Genomic DNA, 21,406 nt, shown 5'->3' with positions numbered 1-21,406 from the left:
TCGCCTCCGCCCCCGCGCGGTGACGATCGTTTTCGAGCGGCGACACACAGGGTCGGGTCCACGGGTTGGCTGACGGCCCGCCTGACTGGCGCGATGATCTACGGATGCGGAACTTGAAGGGCTTCGGTTCGCTGCCTGCTATCGCCCTGTTCGGCGCGTGCAGCTGCACGACATCCATGTGGACCGATCGAAGCCCCGAGAACTTGGTCTGGACGGCCCCTTTGTTGCTGCTGTCGTTGTGGTTGGTGCTTCGGTGGCCGTTCATCCGCGTGCAGCTGACGGATGACGAAATCGTCCGTCACGGCTGGCTCATGAACCGACGCATCGACCGTGAAGCCGTCGCCTCGGTCACCAGCGAGCCGACCCGCTTCGTCGAGCGAATCCCGTTCGCCGGTCTCGTATGCGTGCGGATCAGGCTGCTTTCCGGTGAGGCAGTCCAAGTGACCGAACTGCTCGGCAATGCGAGAACCGCCGGGCACCTGGCGGACGAGTTGCGTACGGCGCTCGGGATCTCCGTGGGTGAGCGTCGGGCGGCTCATGCCGCGGCCGAGGATGCCTGACCCCTGTGCCGATCTAGGGGGTGGTCGGCTCGGAATTGTGTGACCCCTACAACGCCGGTTACGCGTCCCAAATCGATCGTTTTCGAGCAGGCCCGCGGGTGCCCGGAAACACGCCGTGAATGGTGTTCGAAAACCCTGCTCACTGACCCGTATGCTCGAAACCTCTCAGTTTCGGCACTTTCGAGCAGCAAGGCGGTCACTCGGTGACTCAATGGGGATACGCGCGAGTCAGCACCGTCGACCAGGACGCGGCGCTGCAGCTCGACGCACTGCTGGCGGCCGGTGTCGACCGCGCGCACATCGTGGTCGACCACGCCTCCGGCACGAAGGAGTCGAGACCTGGCCTCGATGAGCTGCTGGGCCGGCTAGAGGCCGGCGATGTACTGACGGTGTGGAAGTTGGACCGCCTCGGCCGGTCCTTGTCGCACCTGATCCGCGTTGTTGATGAGCTGGGGGACCGTGCCGTCGAGTTTCGCTCGATCACGGAGGCGTTGGACACCACGACGCCGGTAGGCCGACTGCTGTTCCACGTCGTAGGTGCTGTCGCGCAGTTCGAGCGGGAGATGACCACCGAACGAACCCGCGCAGCGTTGGCGGCCGCACGAAAGAGCGATCGACAGTTGGGCCGGCCCTCCAGAGTGAACAGGCACCAGTACACCCTCATTCAACAGATGGCGGCTGCGGGCGAACCGCAAGGAATCATCGCCTCGACAACGGGTCTGTCCCGCGCGGTCGTCGGCCGGGTCATCCGTGGGGAGATAGCTTCGCTGGCGCGCTTCGAGGCCGTGGTCGACCAGGACGCGAGCCTGCCGTTGTACCAGGAGTGCCCGTAGGGCGGCCGGCCAGTGTCGGGTGCGTCCACCGGAGTCCGGGGTCGACTGACAGGACGCCCTGCAGAGACGATGATCAGCGGATGCGGAACTTGAAGGGCGTCGGTTCGTTGCCTGCCATCGCCTTGCTAGGCGCGTGCGGTTCCGCAGCATCCGTGTGGACCGACAGGACCGTCGGAAACCTGATCTGGAAGGTGCCGTTGTCGCTGCTGTCGTTGTAGTTGGTCCTGCGGTGGCCGTTTATTCGCGTGCACGTGACGGATACCGAAATCGTCCGTCACGGATGGCTTATGAACCGCCGCATCGACCGCCAGGCCGTCGCCACCGTCACTAGCGAGCCAACGGTTTCGTCGAGCGAATCCCGTTCGCTGGTCTCGTAGGCGTACGGATCGGGCTGCGATCCGGTAAGTCAGTGCAGGTCACCGAGCTACTCGGCAATGCGCGGACCGCTGAGCGCTTGGCGGACGAGTTGCGGGCCGCGATCGGGGTGTCCTTGGGTGAGCGGCGGGCAGCTCGAGTGCCGTCGAAACGCTGACTTTCGACCCTGCCGAGCGGGTGTGCCCCCGTCAGTCCCAGCCGTTCTGCAAACGAGGACCGCGTCCCGCACGTGGGCTACATTCAGCGCATGTTCAAGGGGGAAGGGCGTCGTCTCGGCGTCTCCATGTCCGTGGTGGCTGTGCTTGTTCTTGTGGGGTGCGGAAGCGGGGATAGTGACGATGGTTCGAAGGAGTCTGCCGCGAGCACGGGCACACCCGCGCAGGCGACCTTCAATCTCCAATGCTCCGGGACCGAGGGCAATCGCGTCCACGCTGTCACGGTGAGGAACAGCGGTGCGGGGCTAATCGTCGACTGGAGCGGCCAGGCGGCCGGCGCGGATTTTGTCTCGTACATAGTCACAGTGACCGGGCCCAATGGCGAGCAGCGCCAGTTCGGCCGCAAGGTCTACACGACTGGCGAACCAACGACGATGTTCATGTTCGATCTCGGCTCAGGCACTCAGACGAACCTCGACGCGGACGTGAATTCGACGGAAGTGTCGAACGAACCTGGACGATACATTTTGAGCTATCCCGAAGCGCTCTACGGCTTCGGGGAAGGTGCCAAATGGTCCGCAACAGCTGACGTAAACGTCGACGGTCAAGACATTGGCCAGTGCCGCTGAGCAAGAGGACCAGGCGTTAAGCGTGGCTCAGTTGGTGTGTCGCGGAGCGACACGTTGCGCAGACTTCCACGCCTCGTCGTAACGCCGTAGGTCGAACACCGCGAAGTCGAATCTCATGAGGGCGCTGCGCAGCGTGCTCTCGTCACCCCGGCCTATCGTCTGAGCCGCGACCACGTCATCCCCAAGTGGCAGCAAAGGATCGTCGAGCGCCAGGGCGAGGTCTCCCCGGATAGCCTCCAGTTCCTGGTCTACCCGGTCGAGCGCGGACTGCGCAGCGGCCACGGCCGCCTCGCGACGCGAGGTCAGCAGCTCGACCAGTTCGTGGAAGGTCGGCAATGCATCTGCGTAGATGTATGCGTGGCCACGACTTGAGCGATAGACGCCGGGCAGCACGCTGTCCTGGGCTAGTTGACGCAGAACGTCGACGTCGATGCCGGTCCGCTTCGAAGCTTCGGAGAACTTCAGTGCAACGCGGTCGCCTCGCTCACCTTTGATATCGGCCTCTGTGTTCGTCATCTCCAGACCTTCGCACGAATGGTTCGCCTGGGGTCGTGACGGCAGAGCTAGCGCCAGTACAGATCTCCGTCGCCGAGGCTGCGGACTTTGCGAGGTTTGAATGACGGGTCGGGATTGAACTCGTCGGGCACTAGGAGCGACGAGGCTGAGACTGCGCGCCTCACGCTTTCGTCCGGTTTAACGACGACGCCAGCAACACTCAGGCTGAGTGGCCGCCCCTGCTGGGCGCCCGCATACGTTCGGCGGGCCGCGTATTCCTGGGCTTCGGCGATGCGGCCCTCGAGCCAATCCAGATCCGGCTGGTTTTCAGGCGGGTGCGCGATCCGCATAGTGGAGGCCACCTGGTCGAGGAGATACCAGCGCGTCTTGCCGTTAGGCCACACCGCCAGAATGGCTTGCCGGCGGTTGGGAGGTCGGGTCGGCCACCATTCATTGTCCAGCCGGCGGGTTTCACCCAGCAGTTCCTCGTAGCAGTCCAGAAGCTCGTCTGCTGTCGTGACCGCTCGTTGGGCCGCCTCGGTCTTGGGCATGCTCCGCGCGAACTCTCGCCACCACTGGACCCCCAGGAGGAAGGCGAGACTCGACAGCTCGAGGTCCGGTCCGAACCTGTGTACTCGATTGCCCTCGATGTCACGTATGGCGCCATCCAGTCCCCCGACGCTCCCGTGTGTCGCTCCCGACAGGACCCCGTACGCGTCGTAATTGTCAGCTTCCAAGCCCACGACAGTGGCCATGTCCCGGAGGCTTCTGTCGGACCATCCTCTGCCGAAACCGGACTTCCACTTGCCGATTGCGGCTTCGTAGGCCGCTAGAGTCCGTCCCCGCAACCGATCCCGCTTGGTTGCCTCTCGCTTTCGAGCTTCCTTGCTGAGGTGCGCGCCGGTATCGATCTTGGCCAACTTCTGATGGTGCACCGCACTGTGGTCGAGGTACCGGGCGGCGCGCATTGCATCGTCCCCGATGTACTTCACATGAACGGCGTGTTCAAAAAGAGCGCGCGCGGTTCGAGCAGCCGCGCGGCCGTCACCTTCAACGACCTGGTCAAGCAGTGAACGTAGGTCGTTGCACGCGAAGCTCGCCAGGCAAGCCGAGGCACCTCCTCGGTCTCCCACCCACTGTCCGTGAGCCATCGCTGCAGCGTGCACCGCCCGATTCATCACCTCGAACGTGTGGTCGGAGATCCTTGTTTCAGGATGTCGCTTAGGTCCCTCTCCGTGAACCTCATCAAACCGGCTCTCGACGCCGGACTCGGAGACCCTGCCAGCTGTAGGACCAACCCGTGTCGGGCCGAATGCAGAGCTGCCGTCGGAGACCACTAAGACGACCGACTGTGCTCTGGCGGTAGATCGGGTGCGGTTGACTTTCTCGTCCTTCCGCCACGCCGCGTCGCGGGCTGCGTGAATCCCAAGCGCTTGAGCTCCGACGGCGTCCACCCGGCTGCCGTAGCAGAGCTCCAAGCCGCGGCCACAGATCGCTCGGCAGCGGCCAGTTGCTCGCGGATCTCCTTCGCTTGGGCGACCTGTTCTTCAAGAACGCGAACGCTGTCGATCCTGTTGTTGAGGAGTTCCCGTGCCCTGTCTGTTACCCCACTCATGCACAGATACTAATGTCGAGTTGCAGTGAAGTTGGCGACTGTCCGCGGCGCACTCGACCAAGTCGACTCACTTCGCCAACGCTCGTCAGTTTGCCCCAGAGCTGCCCTCGAATGCCCGCACGATCTGTGCACCGCCATGAATCGCAGGGCGCTTACGTTTCAAAGCCGCATTCTCTTCCTAGTTTCGGAAGTTCACCCCGAACGTCATCGAGGATAGGGCTGTGAGCTTCTTCGAGGCGTTGGGCACTTTCCTCATTGAGGGCGAGATCGTCATCGACAGAGCAAAGGGGACGGCCCACCCCAGGTACCCGGACGTGATCTACCCCATCGATTACGGCTTCTTGGCAGGCACATCCGCGGCCGATGGCGAGGGCATCGATCTGTTCCGTGGATCGGCGGTCGGCCAGGGGCTGGTCGGCGTGTACTTCACCGCCGATGGATCCAAGCGCGATGTGGAGGCCAAGTTGCTGATCGACTGCACACCGCAGGAGGTTCACAAAGTAGGGGACTTCCTGGCTAGCGCGCTCGACCTTGCGCCTGTCCTTGTCCGAAGGACTACCGTGCACGACTGAAGAACGACACCAGCCGAGAGCTCGATCAGCACCGCCCGGCCCAGCCGTCAGGACGACCGCCCACATTCTTAGAGCCGACAACTCCAGGTCTATCGTCGACATCCGCTGCGACTCCGTTCCGCCACACTCACGCATGCTCGCGGACCTGGGAGCCGGCCGACGCGGAGTGTGGGTCTGAGCCGGATGTCGAAATCCTCTGAGGATGACTCTCGACGCCAACTTCGCCGGGGTAGGCCCATCTCCTTCCCTGCGGGCGGGTCAGCGCGCCTGAAGCCGCACAGCAGCGTCCATGGCGAGGGTCAGCATGTTGTCCCTTACCTCGTGCTGAGTTCGCCAGCTGCGATGGTCCCACGTGGCCCCGCTGAGGTCGTCCCCTCCGTACAGCAATTGGGCGAGACGCACGTCGCGAAAGCGCGCGACCGCCGCGATGGACGCTGCCTCCATGTCTACGGTCAAGCAACCCTCATCACGACGGGCGGCGATCTTGGCGGGTGTCTCGCGGAAGAAGGCATCCGTGGTCCACGTACGCCCCGCTACGTACGGCACCTCGTTCTCGGTCAGCGTCGCCTCAAGAACAGCGACCGCGACGGGATCGGCATCCACTGCCCGGTCTGGGGGCAAGTAGTGGTGCGACAGGCCCTCGTCGCGCATTGCGGACGTGACAACGACCAGATGGCCGAGGGTCACGTCCGGTCGCAAGGATCCGGCGCCGCCGCAGGCGACGAACGAGCGACAGCCGAGGGCGATCAACTCCTCCACTAGGTTTCCCGCAGCCGACCCGGACACGGGCATCGGCACGAGCCCGACCCGACGGCCTTCGATCTCGACCTCGAAGAGCGGGTGCGGACCGTCCTCCCAACGGTTCTCAGCGACTTGGTGTCCACCCAACCGCTCCACCGCCCGCTCGATGCCGTCGTGGAACCACGACAGGACGCATGCCTCCGGCACATCCGTCGCAGCTCGAACATCACCCGGCTCGATGAACGCCTGGCGTGTCGCGTCGAACTCCAACAGCGGAATCACCTGTCGCTCGTCTAGTCCCATAGACGGAGAGTCAACCAGCCCACCAGAAAGGATCGCTATCAAGTTGCAGCGATCGTCGCTTGTCAGCGCTGGCTGCCATGATCCAGCGCGTGACTCACGATCCAGTTCGACAGATCCGCTCTCTCATCTCTGACATCGTGCCGACGGATGGCCTGGCTGCCATTCATCAAGAGACGGCCCTGCGCTGGCTGGAATCAACTCGGGACATTTACCGGCGAGAGAAGCCCGCGACCCCCTCCCCCCATCTGATCTCATACTTTCTGCTTGTCGACCGTGCGACCAGCACGGTCCTGCTGTGTGACCACCGCCTGTCGGGCCTGTGGTTGCCGACGGGCGGACACGTCGAGCCCGATGAACACCCACTGGAGACGGTGCGCCGCGAAGTCGTGGAGGAGCTTGGCATCGAGGCACGATTCGACGCGCGGACAGGGGCGAAGCCGTTCTTCTTGACGGTCACCGAAACCGTCGGAGACCCCGCCTCACGTCATACCGACGTCAGCTTGTGGTTCGCGCTCGAGGGGCATCGCGGTCAAGAGCTCAATCCAGATCCCCGAGAGTTCGAGGCGGTGCGCTGGTGGGACACCGGTGAGCTTCATGCAGGGGTCTGTGAGCGCATGGAGCCCCATCTGATGCGCGCGATTGAGGCGCTGGAGATGGGCACGCCGCCGTCGCCGGCTGCTGAGCGAGCCATCGACTAGGGCCGAGGGGTCGGCGTTACCGCTGGAGGTACGTGGCCGGGCGGGGTTCAGACCAACTGCAGCTGTGCGGCCAACCGGAGCACCTGGGCGCTGGTGAGGTCGTCACTGTCGCTCAACCACTCGATGGCGTCTGGAACCGGCAGGTGTTGGACGCACACGATCTGTTCAGCGCCCTCTATGTCGGCGGGAGGCGGTCCGACAACACGCGTCGGCACAACCGCAAACACCCACCACATCACCCGGTGCGGTACGTGCGGCCGGTACGGCACCTCGCTACGGCTACGGGCCACATGGCTGAAGAAAACCCTTACCCGACCGAGCGGTTCACAGCCTGACTCTTCGAACAGTTCCCGGGTCGCGGCTGTTTCCAAGCTCTCCCCCGGTTCGAGGCGGCCACCGGGCAAGAGTCGCCATCCCTCGACGGAACTGCAGACGGTCACGGTCCCGGGCTCGGGTGTCGCCACGAGATGCACGCGGTAGATCAGTTCGGGCGGCGGGGGTTCAAGGCTGCCGACGACGTCCGCATTCGCGTAGCCAACGTAGGTGCTCGCGAAGAGCTCCTCGAATCCCGCTAGCGCCATCGTCGTGGCCCGAAGCTACAACCGCGCAACCCGTCCCACGCGAAATCGTTCACAGGATCTACCCGAAAGTAGGTTGACATAACCAGCGTCCAATCACCCCGTGACGCCCTGACCTGCATGAATGCTGGGCGCCAGACGTGGTGAGAATCATCCTCATCTGATTTCGACGCTCGTCCCCACCCTCATAGCGACGGCAAGCGGACCCGAAAACGGTCGAAGATGAGCAAACCGTCGATTCTGCTCATCTTCCCTGCATCTCGACAACCGGGGCAGCCCCAAGGAAGAACCTCCTCCAGGCACGCCGTGTGTTCGCCCACTGGGACGAGTGCTATTCCGGGACTCCCGCCGGGAGTCCCGGCGGCAGCAAGCTAATGCCTAGGGTGCCCCTAAGTGGGTTCGGGGCTTGCGCCCTGATCGAACCCGGGGCACCCTAGGGATAGGGATTGCGCTGGAAACGACGCGCGCAATCCGTACGGAACAGACAGGGAACAGGCGGGAGGTGGACGCGCGTGACCGAGCGCGATGGGATGTTTCGACGACGTCGCACGGACGGCCGCCGGCCGCACCGGACCGTCATCAAACACAGCGATGAGGAGTGGGCGCGTGTGCAGTCCATTGCTCGCGCGCAGGGAGTGAGTGTTCCTCGTCTCTACGAGCAGTCGTTGCATGCCGGCGACGTCGTCGCCGCTGCAAAGCTGTCGCAGATTTACGCCGAGTTGCTGGTGATCCAGCGACTGATGGCGAACGCAGCGTCCAACATCAACCAGGTCGCCAAGGTCGCCAACTCGACCGGCGACGTTGAAGAGGACCGGCTGCTCGCCGCGTACGGCTTTCTGCGGCAACAGGCAGACCGGCTAAGTGCGCTGATGAACGATCTGCCGAGCGATGGGTTCTACGAGGGCCGGCTGTGACTGGCGCCCCGTCGACGATGGTGATTCACGTCGGTGAGCGTGGTCGTGACATGCCCGGCCTGATCGGTTACTTGTACGGACCGGGCAAGAGCGACGAGCACACGAACCAGCGGATGATCGCCTCGTCACCGGGGCTGACGATGGCCTACTCAGGCGCGCTGGACCGGGACGCGGCGCACAACCTCGGCCGGGTCGTAGAGGCCTCGTGGCGCGCGCGGGTCACCCCAGAGCTGGCCCTGGTCGGTGCGGCCCACGGCGGCGTGCCGCGCGACTCTGTGCGACCCGGCGCAGGCGACGCCGGCGGCAACGGGCTGACCGATTTTGACGCCGAGCACGTCTACCACCTGATCGTCTCGCTGCCTCCCGGCGAGGCCTGGACCGATGACCAGTGGGAGACGATCGCTCACGACGTCGTGCAGGGCATGAAGCTGACCAATGGGCCCGAGGACGAGAACGGGTGCCGGTGGGTCGCGGTGCACCACGGGCTGTCGACCGGCGGCAACGATCACCTACACATCGCCGTGAACCTGATCCGCCAGGACGGTCGCCGCGCCGACCTGGACTTCCACGACTACGCCGCAGCGAACAAGGTGCGAGAGCAGATCGAGCAGGACCGCGACTTCGTGCTGCCGCTGCGCGAACGCGGCGCAGGTGCATCACTGCCGGCGTTCCACAAAGCCGAGCACCACCGAGCGAAAGACCTCGCCGCCGAACGCGGCCACGAGATCCCCGACCGGGTGATGCTGCAGCAGGTCGTCCGGGGCGCTGCCGCGGTGTCCTCAACCGAGGCCGAGTGGATCGACAACGTGCGGGCCGGCCACCCGGACATCCAGTTGGAAGTTGCTCGCCGGGAAGCAGGCGGCGGCCCGGTTACCGGCTACAAGGTGCGGTTAGGTGAGGGCCGGTTCTTCTCCGCAACCTCACTGGCCCCCGACCTCACGCTCGGCAAGCTACGCCCCGGTTGGGAGGCCAGCGAAACTCCGGAAACGTTGGCGGCGGCCGTCGAGCGGTGGGGCGACACCCGCGCAGCTGCGCCGGTGACGCAGCGCCCCGCCGACGTCGACCTGGAGCTCGCGGACGCGGCCCAACACTTGGAGCACCTGAACGACGAGCTCGAGCGGACGCCGGCCGGGGACACGGCCCGCTGGGACGACGCCACGCGTACGACCGCCGGCGCACTGTCCCTGATGGGCGCAGGAACCCCCGGGCCCGCCGGCGAGGACTTCACAATCTCCGCGCGAGAGATGTCACGACAGTCCTGCCGCGCACCAGCACAACGCGCGCCGTGGACACCCGGGCCCTCCCGAGGTGAACTCGCTGCCCGGCACATTCAACTCGCGCTGCGCGCCTCGTCACCCGACCAGCATCGCGGGTGGCTGGCGGTCATGCGGCAGCTGAACCGCACCGCGCGCGCCATCCACGCCGCCCAGGAAGCACGGGGACAGCTCGCCGCCGCCCGGCAGACGTACGCCAACGTCGTGGGTCTCCTCGAGGAGACCCACAGGCTCACCGCTACCGCCCTCGACCCGGAGCTGCAACGCGTTCAGGCGGTCCGTGGCTACGGTGCCCCATCGCCGACGCTGGACCGCAGCTCCACGGTCAGAGCACGCCCAGACGCCGTGCCACAGACCGACCAGGACACCGCACGCACGCCTGGTCGGCGACGTTGACGCTGGACTCGCGCCGCCCATCCCCAAGCAGGCGATGAGCCGCCGGCCCCGCAGAGCGGTAACCGGCGGCTCATCGCTCGCCTGGGTGCGGCGGTGCTACTTGGTGCGGTTCCGGTTACGACTCGGACTCTGGGGTGCCGTGGCCTTCTTCGCCTGGTGCGCCGTCCCCGTTCCGGCGGCGTCGGTGAGCATGGAGCTCGTCGAGCGTGTGTAGCCGTAGGAGCTGACGATCCGGGACTTCTGGGCTTCTCCCGGGACCTGACCGATCGCGGTCTCGGTGGCTCGGTCGTACGCCGCCGGGAGTTGTGGCCCCGGCGTGTCCTGTGTGGCGGCGGCCGCGTCCTGCGCTGCGGCGGTGAAGCGGTCGACGGCCGCGTCTGAGTTCCTGGCCTGGGCGTGTGCATCCTGCGCCCGGTCCTGGTCGCGGTCGGTCTGTGCCGGTGACTCCTGGTCGCGGTCTGTGTCCGAGTCGGCCTCGAGCTCGCGGTTGTCGAACGCGCCGGCGTCGAGGCGTGCGTCATCGGTTTGATCACGCAGCTGGTCGACCAGCTGCTGCCCATACGCGCGCACCTGGTCGCGGTCGACATCGGGAACCGTGGCGGCCAGCTGGTCCTGAGCCGCCGCGAGTTCTTCACGGGCTTCCGGGCGGCCTTCGCGGAGACCGTCCTGCAGCTCTTCCACAGTGCGCTCGACCACGACCAGCGCCGCGGACGGCGCGACGGGTGAGGTGGCCAGCAGCGCCCGCAGCGTGTCCGGCTGTTCCGTCCACAGCTGTGCGGGGTCCTGGCCGGGAGGCAGCACGAGCAGCCGCGGCGCGACGCCGCGGTCGTTGAGCCTCCAGTAGTCCTCCTCGGTTGCGCTACGGCCGCCAGCGTCGTTGTCCAGACCCAGCAGGACGTTGCGCTGCCCGACATGGTCGACCAACAGTTGCGCCTGATGGTCGGTCAGTACTGTGCCGAGCGCCGCCACGCCAGCCACTCGCCCTTCCCCGGCCTGCGTCACGGCGATCGCGTCGAACGGCCCTTCCACGCGGACGAGATCCGCACCGGCGGGTGCCTCGTGCAAACCCAGCAGGTGGTGCCCCTTGCTGAAGGCAGGCGTAGCCGTGGTGTTGGTGTACTTCGGGGCACGGGGGTCACCAGACAGATCCCGGCCGACGAACCCGACAGTGGCGCCGGCCTCGTCCCGAATCCCGATCATGGCTCGGTCGCGGAACGCGTCGATCACGTTGCCGCGGCTGGAGCGAACCCCCAGCCCGGCCGCGACGATCTCCTCGTTCGAGGCCCCGCCGCGGCGCAGCTCACCAGTCAGGTTCGTCCACCCCGGCGGGGCGTACCCGACCTGCCACCGGCCCTCTTCGACGAGCCCGACGCCCAGACGGCTCTCCAGGTACTCCCGACCCTGGCTGCCTGGGCCGGCGTTCGCGGTGAACCACTGCGCAGCCTGCTCGTTGAGCTCAAGGACCCGATCCCGGGTGATCGCCGGCGCTACGTTGCCGGCCGCCGGTGCGGCCAGTTGGGTGCCCGGTTCGTCGTAGGCCTTCCAATACAGCAGCCCCTTGTCCTGCCAATCCAGCCCATCCCAGGCCTTCCTGGCGTCGGCGCGGCTGGTGCCCTCAGGAAGGGTCGTAGCGAACTCCTGCTGGGCAGCCGCCCACGCCAGGCGGCGATGCTCTGCTTCCTCAGCTGTCGGTGCTTTCGACGGGGCCATCCCCCGCTCCGCGGCGACGCTGCTCACCGGCTTCTGCGTCGTCGAGTTGTTGTCCGCGCCGGCCCGCTTCGCGGCCGCCTCGTCGACGGGCAGGTCTGCGCCGTGCCCGGTGGTGGTCACGGTCCGCACGTCCTCGGTGTCGTACTCCTTCCAGAACCGGTCCCACTGCTCCCGCTGCGGCAGAGCCGTCCACGCCTTGTCCGCGGCCGCGGGGTCCAGGCCCTCACCGTGCGTGGCGCGAGCGGCGGCCCACGCCTGCCGACGGTGCTGCGCCTCCTCTGGTGTTCGCGCCTTCGACGGCGCCATGCCCCGATCGGGGTTGGCGTTCCCGGCCGCGATCACCATCTGTTGGGTGTGGGTGCCCTCGTCGCGGCCCGCACCGTCGGGTCCGCCGACGCGCAGGTAGCCGTGTTTCTCGGTGAGTGCGTAGGTTCCTTCCGGTCCAAGTGCAACGCTCGGATTGTCAGGATCCTTGGGCAGCGTGATCGAACCCGCCGGCAGCTGTGTCAGGTCGACGTCCGGGTCGTCCCGCACCCGCACGATGCGAGCCTCCTCGCCGTCGTACGCGGCCCACACCAGCTGCTCCTGCTCAGACTGGGGCAGATCGGCGAACCGTCCAGCGACCTGCGACACCTGGAACTCCCTGGCGGCAACGCTCCAGGCGCGGACTCGGTGCTCATGCTCCGGGATCGTCCTGGCGGCGAACGGATCGATGCCTCGGTGCGGGTTGTCATCGCCGGCGGGCAGCAGCACCGCCAAGGGCACCTGGTCACGGTTCGCCGCCGGCTCGTAGGTCGCCGGATACACGTCAGTGTGCGCGTCGCGCCGGCCCATCGAGTCGGATCGGTCGGCTGCCCGGTCGACCAGCAGGTCCGTCAGTTGTGCGACGGGGTCAGTCCCGCGCCGCCTCAACTGCTCGGCCGCGATCGCCGCAGACGTGACCGCCTCATGGTTGGTGGGGTTCTCCGCGGCTTCGCGGGCTGCGGAGATCCACCGCTGCGCGGTGGCGACCTCCTGACCCTTCTCGATGGGCCCCGGGTCCTCCTGCGGCCGCCGTTGCAACTGCTCGAGTGCGCGGGTGACGTCCTGCGTCGCGCTCCGATCGCGTCGAGCCGACTGTCGTTGGAACGCTTCGATGATCTGCGCCAGACCCATGATCCCGGTGCGCAGCACCTGGTCCAGCTCGCGGCCCATCTCCATTTCCTCGTGCATGTGGCTCATGCCGTGACCTCCTCATCACGCAGCGGCTGGACCCGGGCGGCCCGGTCGCGATGGAACTGCTCCTGGGGTGCCCGCGCGATCGGCCACTCCCGATCCGGGGTGTGGATCAGTCCGTCCGCGGGGTTCGTCGAGCACTGGGCGAACACGCCATCGGTGGCGGTCAGCGCCCGCATGTGGTGGTCGAAGTGATCTCGGATCCACGTCGACAAGCTCGGCGCCGGTTCACGGCGCATGGCCTCGAACGCCTCCCACAGCGCCTCCAACCGGGCAACCGCTTCGGCGTGACGCCACCACTGCGCACACCAGGCGGTGTTCCGGCTCAGCTCGTGGCAGTAGTTGGGGATCACGTACCGCTCGACGAACGTGTCGACCGAGGCGAACACCGGGTGCACAGGCGCGCCAGCGCCTTCCCCGGAGTCCCGGGCGGCGACCTGGGCGGCGTGGTGCGCCGTCTCGGTCTCCAGCGCCTGCGTGGCGGCGTCGACGGCGCGCTGCGCGGTCGCCAGCTTCTCCCGGGCCGCGATGACACTGGAGTGCTCCCCCACCGGACGCTCCAGCGCGGCCTGCACCCGCTGCTCACTGGCGCCCACCGTGGCGTCGGCGTGCTCCGCGTCCTGCTGCGCGGCGATCAGCGCCTCGTGCGCGCCGGCCTCGGCACGGGCAGCCTTCGCCGCCCGGACCTGCGCGGCGACCAGCGACCCCTTGGACGTGTTCGGGTCGGTCTCGGCGTCCTCCAGGCGGGCATTGGCTTCCAGGACTGCCCCTTCGCAGTCCTGCAGGGACCGTTGCGCGTGCGCGACCTTCGCGGCCGTGTCGCCAGCCGCGGCCTGGTCCAGGCGCAGCTGCTCTCGCGCGGCCGCCAGCACCGGATGAACCTTCGGTGCTGCCTCGACCGCTTCCTCCAAACGGGCGGCGGCGACCGCCGCCACCCCGCGGGCGTCGGCCAGCCTGGCCTGGGCGGTGGTGACCGCCCGGGCAGCCTGCTCGACCGGGTCGCCCGGATCGACCGGCTCCGCCGCCTGGGTGGGCGGCGTCGTGTCCTGCTCTGTGCCGGCGTCGGAGCCGGGTACCACCTGCAGTCGGCTACGCCGTGATCGGTTGCTCATCACTGTCCTCCTCGGTGTGGTGGGGGCCGTACGTGTCGTTGGAGGCGCCGACCTTCCACGCCCAGTCGTGCGTGGAGTAGTCGACGTTCGCCAGGAGAATGGGTCGGGCGCCGGAGGTGAACAGGACCGCGCGGCCGCGGGGCATCGCGCGCAGGTCCGCCTCGGACAGGATCCGTTCGTCGCGTAGCTGGGTGCTGGTCGAGCGGTGGCCCTTGGATCCGGTCGACAGAGAGCGGTCCCGGATCTGCCGGTCACCGACCATCCGGGACAGCTCCGAGAGGTGCTGCTCGTCGTTGACGCCACGACCGACGACCATGATGTTCGCGGCCGAACACATCTCGCCGAAGCCGCCCTTGCCCCACGCCCGCTCGCCCTGCGGTTTGGACTGCAGGATCGTGACCAGGATCAGGCCCTTGGAGCCGGCGTGGGAGTAGAGGCTGGGCAGCTCGGGCCACCGGCAGATGTTCGCGGCCTCGTCCAGGCTGAACAGCACCGGGCACGGCACACGCCCACCGGACCGTTCGGCCAGCTGCTCCCCTGCCGCGTACACCGCGGCGACCAGGGCGCCGGTGATGGCCCGGGCGCTGCCCGGGCCCTCTTTCGACAACAGGTACAGGGTGTCGCTGGAGCGCACGAACGCCTCGGGGTCGAACCGTGGCCGGTCATCACCTTCGCCGGCCGGGGCAATCCACGGGGTGTACCGCGGATCGCGCAAGAACCGGATGAACGAGCGCGCAGTGCCGTACAGGCCGTCGCGTTGTCCGTCATCCAAGGCCAGGTTGTCGGTGATGTCTTTGGCCATCTGCGGGTAGCCGTGGGTGCGCAGGATCTGTTCGGGATCGGGGACGCCCGGGCGCACCTTGCGGCCGGTGAGCCAGTCGGGAAGCCGGGTGACCGGCTCCCCGGCGACCGCAGCGGCGATCAGCAGGTTCGCCAACAGGTTGCGGCCTTCGGGTTCGAAGTAGGGGTCGATGCCGGCGGTGTCCTCGGAGGTGCGCGCGGACGCGAAGATGCCGACCAGTTGCTCGGCGCGCTCGGCGTTCGTCACGAACGACAGCGGGTTCCACCACCAGGACGGCTCCTGGCCGGCGATCTGCTGGGGGTCGTTCACCCAGCACTGCCCGACCTCCGAGCGCGGTCCGCGGGTCCCGTCGTGCACGTCACGCTTGTTCGACGTGGACAGCACCGGGCCGCCGTGCTCGATGACCTGCGGGATGGCCACCGAGCGGGTCTTACCCGCGCGGGGGCCCATGATCCACACCTGGCACCACTCGTACGTCGACCACAGCCACTGCCGGGTGGTGACCGCCTGCCCCAGTCGCACTCCGGTCCCGGCACCAGTTGCGCCTAGGCGCTGGGTGTCGGCGGCGACCGCGTCCTGGTTGAGCTCGGCCAGGTCCCGCGTCGACGACATCGACCGGGCCAATCGGTCGGTCCAGACCCGACCCCGGCGCAGACGGGTGACCCACCGGACGGCCGGGACCAGCACGGTCGCGGCGAGGGCCACCAGTACGGCCAGGATGATGCTGGCCTTGGTCGACCAGCGCGGCCCGGACTCACCCCGGACCCAGGCCGCGAACCCGCCCCGCCCCAGGCCCGCCAGGTGAGCTGACAGGTACGCCGCGCCGGCCACGCCCAGCAGCACCAGCAGCAGCACGAACACACCGATCGCCAACGCGACGTCCCCGCCGGCCGGCGAGGACTGCTTGTTCGGTCGAAGATCACCCATCACACGCCCCTTGTCAGTTGCTCGTCGACCACCGGCGCGCACGGGTGCGCACCAGCACGCCCGCGCAGCCGGCACACATCAGGAACCCGCCCGCCGTTTCGGCCAGCAGCCGCGCCCTCAGACCGGAACCGCCCCAGCCGGCGGCTCGCGCAGCCAGCACGGCGCACACGATCGCCCCGAACACCGCTGCGGTCAGGAGCGCCACCTCGGCCACCCACCACGCCTGTCGGCGCGCGGTCCACACCTCAGGCCTGCTTCTTGGCGAGGTTGAGGGTCAGCGAATCGATGGTGTGCTGCCAGTTGGTGTTGGTGTCGTTGAGGGCCTTCTCGGCCTCGACCAGCTGCACCTGGAAGGGGATGCCGGTGTCCTTGCCGATCTTCAGCAGGAACTTCCCGCGCCCAGGGGGCGGGTCGGTCTCCCCGGTGGTCGGGTTGGTGCGCCCCGGCGTCGACCAGGACGTCACCCACCCCTCCTCTTTGCGGGACATCGCAAACACCTGTTGCAGGTTGCCCATCTCGCCGGGCGCGAGGCCGCCGAGGTAGACCATCTCGGAGCGGGCGACGAACCCGAACGCCTTCTCGGTCGCGTCCGGCGTCGACAGTTTCAGGTCGTTCATGGTGTGCGTGATCAGCACCTGCGCCAGGTTCAGGGTCCGGTTGAGGCGGGTGATCTCATCCACCCGGTCGACCATGAACTCGGCGGCGCGCAGCGCCTTCCACAGCTCGTCCATCAACATGCAGTAGGTGCGCCGCGGTGCCAGCCCGGCATCGGCCAGGTACTTGGCCGCGGTGACCGCGGCCGACCCGTACGACCAGCACACCAGCTGCAGGCCAGCCTGCAGCGTCTGATCCATCGCGTCGACCGCGGACAGGTCGAACACCGCCGGGGCGTGCATCTGCAGCGGGGTGGTGGTGGGGTGGGCGAACACGTCGCCGAAGACACCGTCGCCGGCCAACGCCAGCAGCGCGTCGACCAGGTGCTCCACCCGGGTGTCGTACCGGGCGGTCTCCCCGCGGGACTGCACGATCACCGCCAGGTTCTGCGGGCGGGACTGCACGTAGACCAGGAGGTCAGCGACCACGGGCGTCTGGCCGGGGTTCTGCGCCACCCAGCCCAGGATCGCGCCGTTGAGCACGTTGCGTTCGTGCGCCTCCAACCGGCGGCCCAGCGCCAGCTCACACAGCCCGGCCATCGTGTTCTGCCGCCGGCCCTCCATGTCCCCGACCGCCTTGCGCCGCAGCTCCTCCGGCAACTCCGCCAGCCGGTCCGCCAGCGGTCCCAGGTCGAGAGGGTTCACGTACTCCAGCCCACGCCCGGGGGCGATGACCTGCCCGGCCAGCGCATTGCGGATCAAACCGACGTGCTCGCCCTTCAAGTCCGACAGCACCAGCGGGATGATGCCCTTGTCCGGCAGCTGCACCAGGATGTGCCGCACCAGGCTGGACTTGCCCAGGCCGGGGCGGCCCAGGACGAACGCGGACGGGTTGTTGATCAGCCCGTGCACGAAGAAGCTGACCGGATCAGCGCACACCACCCCGCGCCCGTCCAGATGCGGACCCAGAGCGGTGCCGACCATCGCCAGCGTGCCGCCGGCGCTGAACGGGTACAGGCCGGCGATCTGACAGCACGGCGCACGAAACTCCGGCGGTGAATCGAGGATGACCGTCGACCCGCCACCGGGGATCTCCCACCCAAACCGGGTCGGCTCCAGCTCGCGCCGGGCCGGTGCCGCCCGCTGGTGCCGGGCGAAGATCCGCGCCCACAGGCCGTGGTGCTTGCGCTGCCGGGCCTTCTCCGCGGCGCGCAGCTGCCGCCGCGACGAGGCGGCCCGGCTGCGCTGGCCGAACGCGCCAGCTGCCTGCTGGGTGCTCATGCCACGTCCTCCACGAGTTCGCCCTTGCTGGTGCGGCTGGGAGCGCGCACGTGCACCTGCGGGACCAGGCCCAACGGCAGGGCGGTGACGAACGCCAGGTCCTGCGAGCCGCGCGGCAACCGCAGCAGGATCCGCGCCTGGGCGGACAGTCCCGAACGCACCGCGCGGGCCGCGCGGCGCAGCTCGTCCGCGTCGAACGCGGTCACCGTGACCAGCATCGACACCCGGATCAGCGGCGACCCGAGCGCTTCCTGCTTCGCGGTCATCTCGGCGGCCTCCAGCTGCGCTTTCGCGCCGGCCTTCGCCCGCCGACCCGAGGTCGCCTTGAAGGTCGCCTTCTTGATCTCGTTGTCCGCGGCCGCCGCCGAGGCCGCGGGGCTCTCCGGGCGGAACAGCAACGTGACCCGCTTGCGCGAGATGTCTTTGTGCGGACGCAGCAGCGACTGCAGCGTCTCGGCGAAGAACGCCCCGCGGGGCGGTTGGCGCATCTGCCAGGTGCGCGAGAACGCCGTCTCGTGCACGTAGGTGTCGCGCTGATTGGTGGCGTACACCGGGCCGGCGTCCTGCCAGTCGATCCCGGTGGACTCCCCCGCCAGGCGCACCTCCTCGACGAGCTCAGCGACGGAAGGGTCGAAGGCGACCCGCGCCTGGTCGGTGATCTCCGCCGCGGTGCAGGGTCGGGCACCGGTACCGGCTCCGGTCATGTCCAGCGAGGACGTCCACGACGGCAGCATGTCGCCGATCTGCTCGGCCATCTCAGCGCTCGAGCGCCCCGACTCCTCGTGGCCACCGCGGGCCGACAGCGTCAACGTGATCCGGCAGGACAGCTCCGGTGACCCGACCCGGTAGGAGGAGCGGATCTGCTCGACCACCACGCGGGAGGCCGGCGGCACCGACTCCTCCGTCGCGCGGCCGCGGTCCAGCGCCCGGGAGAGGCGCTGACCGGAGTCCGGGACGGTCTCCACCACCACCGAGGCGCCGACCAGCTCCTCGATCGTGTTCAGGTTGGCCAGCCACGCCGCCCAGTGCGCCACGGCGTTGTCTTTGTCGCTCTTGTCGATCCCGGACAGCCCGGGCGGGGACGTCTGGATCACCACCGAGTACAGCTCGGCCTTCTCCCACACGATCAGCCCGAACTCATGCCCGTGCACGTCGAGGTGGGTCTCCAGGCGGGTGGCGGCTGCCACTCCCGGCAGTCGGCACGACCCGTCCGGGACGTGCCCGACCGGGCCCTGCCGGACGAGGTTGTGACCGCTGCGCACCGCGGCCTTGTGCTTGTGGCCGCGCCAGATCGACTGGTACCGGCCGTACCCGTCCTTGGTCGGGAACGCCTCAGGGGCGACCGCGGCCATCGCGAAAATGGCCCAGCCGAGGCCGACCCACAGGTTGACCATGCACAAGATCATCAGCACCGCGGCGGCGATCACCAGGAAGACCGACGCACCCGCCCCGAGCCGTCCCAACCCGGGCATCTTCGGTTCGATCAGCTGCCCAAACCGCACCTCATCGTCGGTGGTCACATCACTCATCACTCGTCCTCCACTTCTGCTGAGTTCACTGCGGAGGCCACGTCGCGCGACCCCCCTGCCATCGCGTTGGCGAACTGGCGGCCGCCGCCGTGCTGGTTGGTGTCGCTTCCGCCCGAGGGCATGACGTCGGCGCCGTCGGCGCCCGAAGATCCCGTCCCCGGTCCTCCCGGGGGCCCGCCTGGGCCGCCGCCTCCGCTCGGTCCGGCCTGACCAGTCCCGGTGCCCCCCGTGTTGCCGGCCGTGCCCGCGGTGCCGGCCGTGCCGGCGGTGCCGGCTGCTCCCGCGCCGCCGGCCGAGGCGCCCCCAGCGGCGCCACCGGTGGCGACGATCGCAGCGCCGGCGGCGACTACTCCCGCCACCGCAGCGCCGGAGAACATGCTCGACGAACCCATCGCCGCGATCGGCATCAGGAACTTGATGAACGCCGGCAGGGCCAGGGCCGCCAGCACCATGATGGTGAGCCCGTAGAGGGCGTTCTTCACATCACCGGTCCCGCCGGCCGCGCCGCCAGACGGCTTGGACATCAGCATGATTCCGGTGGCATAGATGATCGCTGCCACCGGCTTGTAGAGCGCGAACCCGACGATGAGCATCCCGAACCGCTTGAACCGGGCCCACCCCTCATCGGTGGCGGCACCCGCAGCGACGGGGGCCACGAACACCATCAGCACCATCAACGTGGCGCCCCGCACGATCATGAAGATGCACTGGGCGATCGCGCCCAGGATCGCCAGGATGAACACGATCAGCCACAGCCCGATGTTCTGGGTTGGGACGCCCGACCCGAACCCGGTGCTGATCAGCGTGTCCATCCCCTTCGAGGGATCGCCGCCACCCGCGGCCCGGGAGATGATCCACGGCGAGAACTCGTCCCCGGCCTCGATCAGCAACTGCGTCACCGCGGTGATCACCAGCGTGCCCGCCGCAACCGCGGCGAGCTGGCGCACGACCTTGCGGGCGTCCTCACCCCGGCCGGTGATCCCAACACGCCCGACCGCCACCGAGAAGCTGCCGATCGCGATGAGTGCGGTGAACGGCCCCAACCACCCCTGCAGCTGGGAGATCGTCGACACCGTGTGCCACCCCCCGCTGGTGGTGGCCACGGTCGGTGAGGGGGTCTGCATCCAGAACGTCGACAAGAACCGCAGCATCGCGATGCACGCCTTGCCGAAGGCCTGCACCAACTCCTGGATCATCGAGTTGGCTGCGCTCTTGGCGAGACAGCTCGGGGTGATGCAGAGCTCCTTGATCGGCGCTACCGCTACGACGGGGTGACTCATGGCGTCCACGCGACCCATCCCTGCGGCAAACCGCCAGACATCGGGCCGATCTGCGCCAACGGGTAGTCACCGTTGAGCTTCCAGTCGCCCCCGCTCCAGACCAGGCTGAAATCCTCCTGGCCCCACAAGCCCGAGGACTGCACCGCCAGCGACAGGTTGCACGCGGTCGGGGAGCAACCGTTGAGCTTGTACCCCTGGAACTGGCCGATGCCGCCCTCGAAGTCCGTCGCCTGAGTGTCTGCCATCGTCTGGTCACGCCCGGTCCCGGCGGTCATCCGCTGCGTCAACACCTGACGGAAGTTGCTCGCCGTCAACGCCCCGAAGGTGTTGGCAGCCGCTACGACCGCTCCCGCGGGCGAGTGCTGGAAGCAGCTCCTGACCGGCCCGTTCACCGTGGTGGGACCCAGGTCCTTCGAGGAGGGCAACGACACCGTCCCGACCGGCTGCCACGTCACCGCCAGCAACGCTTGCTGCGGGGCTCCAGAGGAGCCGGAACTACCGTTGCACCCCGCGTCGGGCCAGGAATCCCCCACCGGAGCCGTTGCCCCCGTGGTCGACGACGTGGCCGTCGACGCGTCACTCGAGGCAGCAGAAGAGGCCGCCGACGAGCTGGGCGCGGTCTGGCCGGTGCTGTCGTGGTGGCGGTTCAACAGAACCGCCACCAGTCCTGCCAGCACCGCGAGGACCACCACCGCCGAGGCCCACCACGCCTTGCCCAGGCCCGAGTCGTCGTTGCTGTTGCTGTCTTCGTTCACCGCGTACCTCCGAGTGCATTCAGGGCCGGCCAGGCGGCCGAGGGGTCGATGAGAAGGACGGTGC

General features: G+C 68.0%; 19 protein-coding genes. 7 read left to right on the top strand and 12 right to left on the bottom strand.

The annotated features are described in order from the left end of the window. Positions 1 to 104: 104 nt before the first annotated feature. The 3 genes from ACYU98_RS06865 (at position 105) to ACYU98_RS06855 (ending at position 2,552) form a co-directional block, all read left to right on the top strand. On the top strand, positions 105 to 560 hold the full coding sequence (locus tag ACYU98_RS06865) for a hypothetical protein (RefSeq protein WP_460467460.1): 456 nt from the start codon (positions 105 to 107) through the stop codon (positions 558 to 560). A 203-nt stretch (positions 561 to 763) separates the two neighbouring features. Continuing rightward, positions 764 to 1,393 (top strand): recombinase family protein, encoded by a 630-nt coding sequence (locus ACYU98_RS06860; RefSeq protein ID WP_460467459.1) that lies wholly within the window; start codon positions 764 to 766, stop codon positions 1,391 to 1,393. Positions 1,394 to 2,015: 622 nt separating this feature from the next. Further along, positions 2,016 to 2,552, top strand: a complete 537-nt coding sequence (locus tag ACYU98_RS06855; protein ID WP_460467458.1) for a hypothetical protein — start codon at positions 2,016 to 2,018, stop codon at positions 2,550 to 2,552. A 27-nt stretch (positions 2,553 to 2,579) separates the two neighbouring features. On the opposite strand, the gene ACYU98_RS06850 is transcribed toward ACYU98_RS06855, so the two are convergent. After that, a complete protein-coding gene (locus tag ACYU98_RS06850; RefSeq protein ID WP_460467457.1) occupies positions 2,580 to 3,068 on the bottom strand; it encodes a hypothetical protein in 489 nt (162 codons plus the stop codon). Positions 3,069 to 3,115: 47 nt separating this feature from the next. Further along, positions 3,116 to 4,198: a DUF5677 domain-containing protein gene (locus tag ACYU98_RS06845; protein ID WP_460467456.1), complete on the bottom strand. Its 1,083-nt coding sequence runs from the start codon at positions 4,196 to 4,198 to the stop codon at positions 3,116 to 3,118. Between the two features lie 685 nt (positions 4,199 to 4,883). Between ACYU98_RS06845 and ACYU98_RS06840 the strand changes: the two genes are divergently transcribed. Next, on the top strand, positions 4,884 to 5,234 hold the full coding sequence (locus ACYU98_RS06840; protein WP_460467455.1) for a hypothetical protein: 351 nt from the start codon (positions 4,884 to 4,886) through the stop codon (positions 5,232 to 5,234). A 258-nt stretch (positions 5,235 to 5,492) separates the two neighbouring features. Here ACYU98_RS06840 and ACYU98_RS06835 read toward each other — a convergent pair whose 3' ends face one another. Next, on the bottom strand, positions 5,493 to 6,278 hold the full coding sequence (locus ACYU98_RS06835) for a nucleoside phosphorylase (protein ID WP_460467454.1): 786 nt from the start codon (positions 6,276 to 6,278) through the stop codon (positions 5,493 to 5,495). Positions 6,279 to 6,355: 77 nt separating this feature from the next. Between ACYU98_RS06835 and ACYU98_RS06830 the strand changes: the two genes are divergently transcribed. Continuing rightward, positions 6,356 to 6,976 (top strand): NUDIX hydrolase, encoded by a 621-nt coding sequence (locus tag ACYU98_RS06830; RefSeq protein ID WP_460467453.1) that lies wholly within the window; start codon positions 6,356 to 6,358, stop codon positions 6,974 to 6,976. A 47-nt stretch (positions 6,977 to 7,023) separates the two neighbouring features. Here ACYU98_RS06830 and ACYU98_RS06825 read toward each other — a convergent pair whose 3' ends face one another. Further along, positions 7,024 to 7,557, bottom strand: coding sequence for an NUDIX domain-containing protein (locus ACYU98_RS06825; protein ID WP_460467452.1), 534 nt, complete (start codon positions 7,555 to 7,557; stop codon positions 7,024 to 7,026). A 509-nt stretch (positions 7,558 to 8,066) separates the two neighbouring features. On the opposite strand from ACYU98_RS06825, the gene ACYU98_RS06820 reads away from it, so the two are divergent. Both ACYU98_RS06820 and ACYU98_RS06815 read left to right on the top strand, forming a co-directional pair. Further along, the gene (locus tag ACYU98_RS06820; protein ID WP_460467451.1) at positions 8,067 to 8,468 is read left to right on the top strand and encodes a hypothetical protein; all 402 of its coding nucleotides are present in this window, start codon (positions 8,067 to 8,069) and stop codon (positions 8,466 to 8,468) included. Further along, positions 8,465 to 10,138, top strand: coding sequence for a relaxase/mobilization nuclease domain-containing protein (locus ACYU98_RS06815; RefSeq protein WP_460467450.1), 1,674 nt, complete (start codon positions 8,465 to 8,467; stop codon positions 10,136 to 10,138). The genes ACYU98_RS06820 and ACYU98_RS06815 overlap by 4 nt, the downstream gene beginning before the upstream one ends. A 96-nt stretch (positions 10,139 to 10,234) precedes the next feature. On the opposite strand, the gene ACYU98_RS06810 is transcribed toward ACYU98_RS06815, so the two are convergent. The 8 genes from ACYU98_RS06810 to ACYU98_RS06775 are packed head-to-tail and all read right to left on the bottom strand — an operon-like array spanning position 10,235 to position 21,342. Further along, the gene (locus tag ACYU98_RS06810) at positions 10,235 to 13,069 is read right to left on the bottom strand and encodes a toprim domain-containing protein (RefSeq protein WP_460467449.1); all 2,835 of its coding nucleotides are present in this window, start codon (positions 13,067 to 13,069) and stop codon (positions 10,235 to 10,237) included. Then, a complete protein-coding gene (locus ACYU98_RS06805) occupies positions 13,066 to 14,175 on the bottom strand; it encodes a DUF4913 domain-containing protein (protein WP_460467448.1) in 1,110 nt (369 codons plus the stop codon). Before ACYU98_RS06805 ends, ACYU98_RS06810 begins: the two co-directional genes overlap by 4 nt. Next, entirely contained in the window at positions 14,153 to 15,904 is a 1,752-nt protein-coding gene (locus ACYU98_RS06800; protein WP_460467447.1) for a type IV secretory system conjugative DNA transfer family protein, read from the bottom strand. The genes ACYU98_RS06805 and ACYU98_RS06800 overlap by 23 nt, the downstream gene beginning before the upstream one ends. A 13-nt stretch (positions 15,905 to 15,917) precedes the next feature. Then, positions 15,918 to 16,148, bottom strand: a complete 231-nt coding sequence (locus ACYU98_RS06795; protein ID WP_460467446.1) for a hypothetical protein — start codon at positions 16,146 to 16,148, stop codon at positions 15,918 to 15,920. A 1-nt stretch (position 16,149) separates the two neighbouring features. Next, entirely contained in the window at positions 16,150 to 17,778 is a 1,629-nt protein-coding gene (locus tag ACYU98_RS06790; RefSeq protein ID WP_460467445.1) for a hypothetical protein, read from the bottom strand. Further along, a complete protein-coding gene (locus ACYU98_RS06785) occupies positions 17,775 to 19,307 on the bottom strand; it encodes an SCO6880 family protein (RefSeq protein WP_460467444.1) in 1,533 nt (510 codons plus the stop codon). Before ACYU98_RS06785 ends, ACYU98_RS06790 begins: the two co-directional genes overlap by 4 nt. Further along, the gene (locus ACYU98_RS06780) at positions 19,307 to 20,587 is read right to left on the bottom strand and encodes a hypothetical protein (RefSeq protein ID WP_460467443.1); all 1,281 of its coding nucleotides are present in this window, start codon (positions 20,585 to 20,587) and stop codon (positions 19,307 to 19,309) included. The genes ACYU98_RS06785 and ACYU98_RS06780 overlap by 1 nt, the downstream gene beginning before the upstream one ends. Further along, positions 20,584 to 21,342: a hypothetical protein gene (locus tag ACYU98_RS06775; RefSeq protein WP_460467442.1), complete on the bottom strand. Its 759-nt coding sequence runs from the start codon at positions 21,340 to 21,342 to the stop codon at positions 20,584 to 20,586. The genes ACYU98_RS06780 and ACYU98_RS06775 overlap by 4 nt, the downstream gene beginning before the upstream one ends. Positions 21,343 to 21,406 lie beyond the last annotated feature (64 nt).

The organism is Calidifontibacter terrae (assembly GCF_054778835.1).
Note: the sequence above shows the minus strand (reverse complement) of the source record. Positions and strands in the feature narration are given on the sequence as shown.

Excerpts from the sequence above, each read along its gene's own strand:
- ACYU98_RS06865 (WP_460467460.1), top strand. The coding sequence starts at position 105 with ATGCGGAACTTGAAGGGCTTCGGTTCGCTGCCTGCTATCGCCCTGTTC.
- ACYU98_RS06855 (WP_460467458.1), top strand. The coding sequence starts at position 2,016 with ATGTTCAAGGGGGAAGGGCGTCGTCTCGGCGTCTCCATGTCCGTGGTG.
- ACYU98_RS06850 (WP_460467457.1), bottom strand. The coding sequence starts at position 3,068 with ATGACGAACACAGAGGCCGATATCAAAGGTGAGCGAGGCGACCGCGTT.
- ACYU98_RS06845 (WP_460467456.1), bottom strand. The coding sequence starts at position 4,198 with ATGGCTCACGGACAGTGGGTGGGAGACCGAGGAGGTGCCTCGGCTTGC.
- ACYU98_RS06835 (WP_460467454.1), bottom strand. The coding sequence starts at position 6,278 with ATGGGACTAGACGAGCGACAGGTGATTCCGCTGTTGGAGTTCGACGCG.
- ACYU98_RS06830 (WP_460467453.1), top strand. The coding sequence starts at position 6,356 with ATGATCCAGCGCGTGACTCACGATCCAGTTCGACAGATCCGCTCTCTC.
- ACYU98_RS06825 (WP_460467452.1), bottom strand. The coding sequence starts at position 7,557 with ATGGCGCTAGCGGGATTCGAGGAGCTCTTCGCGAGCACCTACGTTGGC.
- ACYU98_RS06810 (WP_460467449.1), bottom strand. The coding sequence starts at position 13,069 with ATGAGCCACATGCACGAGGAAATGGAGATGGGCCGCGAGCTGGACCAG.
- ACYU98_RS06805 (WP_460467448.1), bottom strand. The coding sequence starts at position 14,175 with ATGAGCAACCGATCACGGCGTAGCCGACTGCAGGTGGTACCCGGCTCC.
- ACYU98_RS06800 (WP_460467447.1), bottom strand. The coding sequence starts at position 15,904 with ATGGGTGATCTTCGACCGAACAAGCAGTCCTCGCCGGCCGGCGGGGAC.
- ACYU98_RS06790 (WP_460467445.1), bottom strand. The coding sequence starts at position 17,778 with ATGAGCACCCAGCAGGCAGCTGGCGCGTTCGGCCAGCGCAGCCGGGCC.
- ACYU98_RS06785 (WP_460467444.1), bottom strand. The coding sequence starts at position 19,307 with ATGAGTGATGTGACCACCGACGATGAGGTGCGGTTTGGGCAGCTGATC.
- ACYU98_RS06780 (WP_460467443.1), bottom strand. The coding sequence starts at position 20,587 with ATGAGTCACCCCGTCGTAGCGGTAGCGCCGATCAAGGAGCTCTGCATC.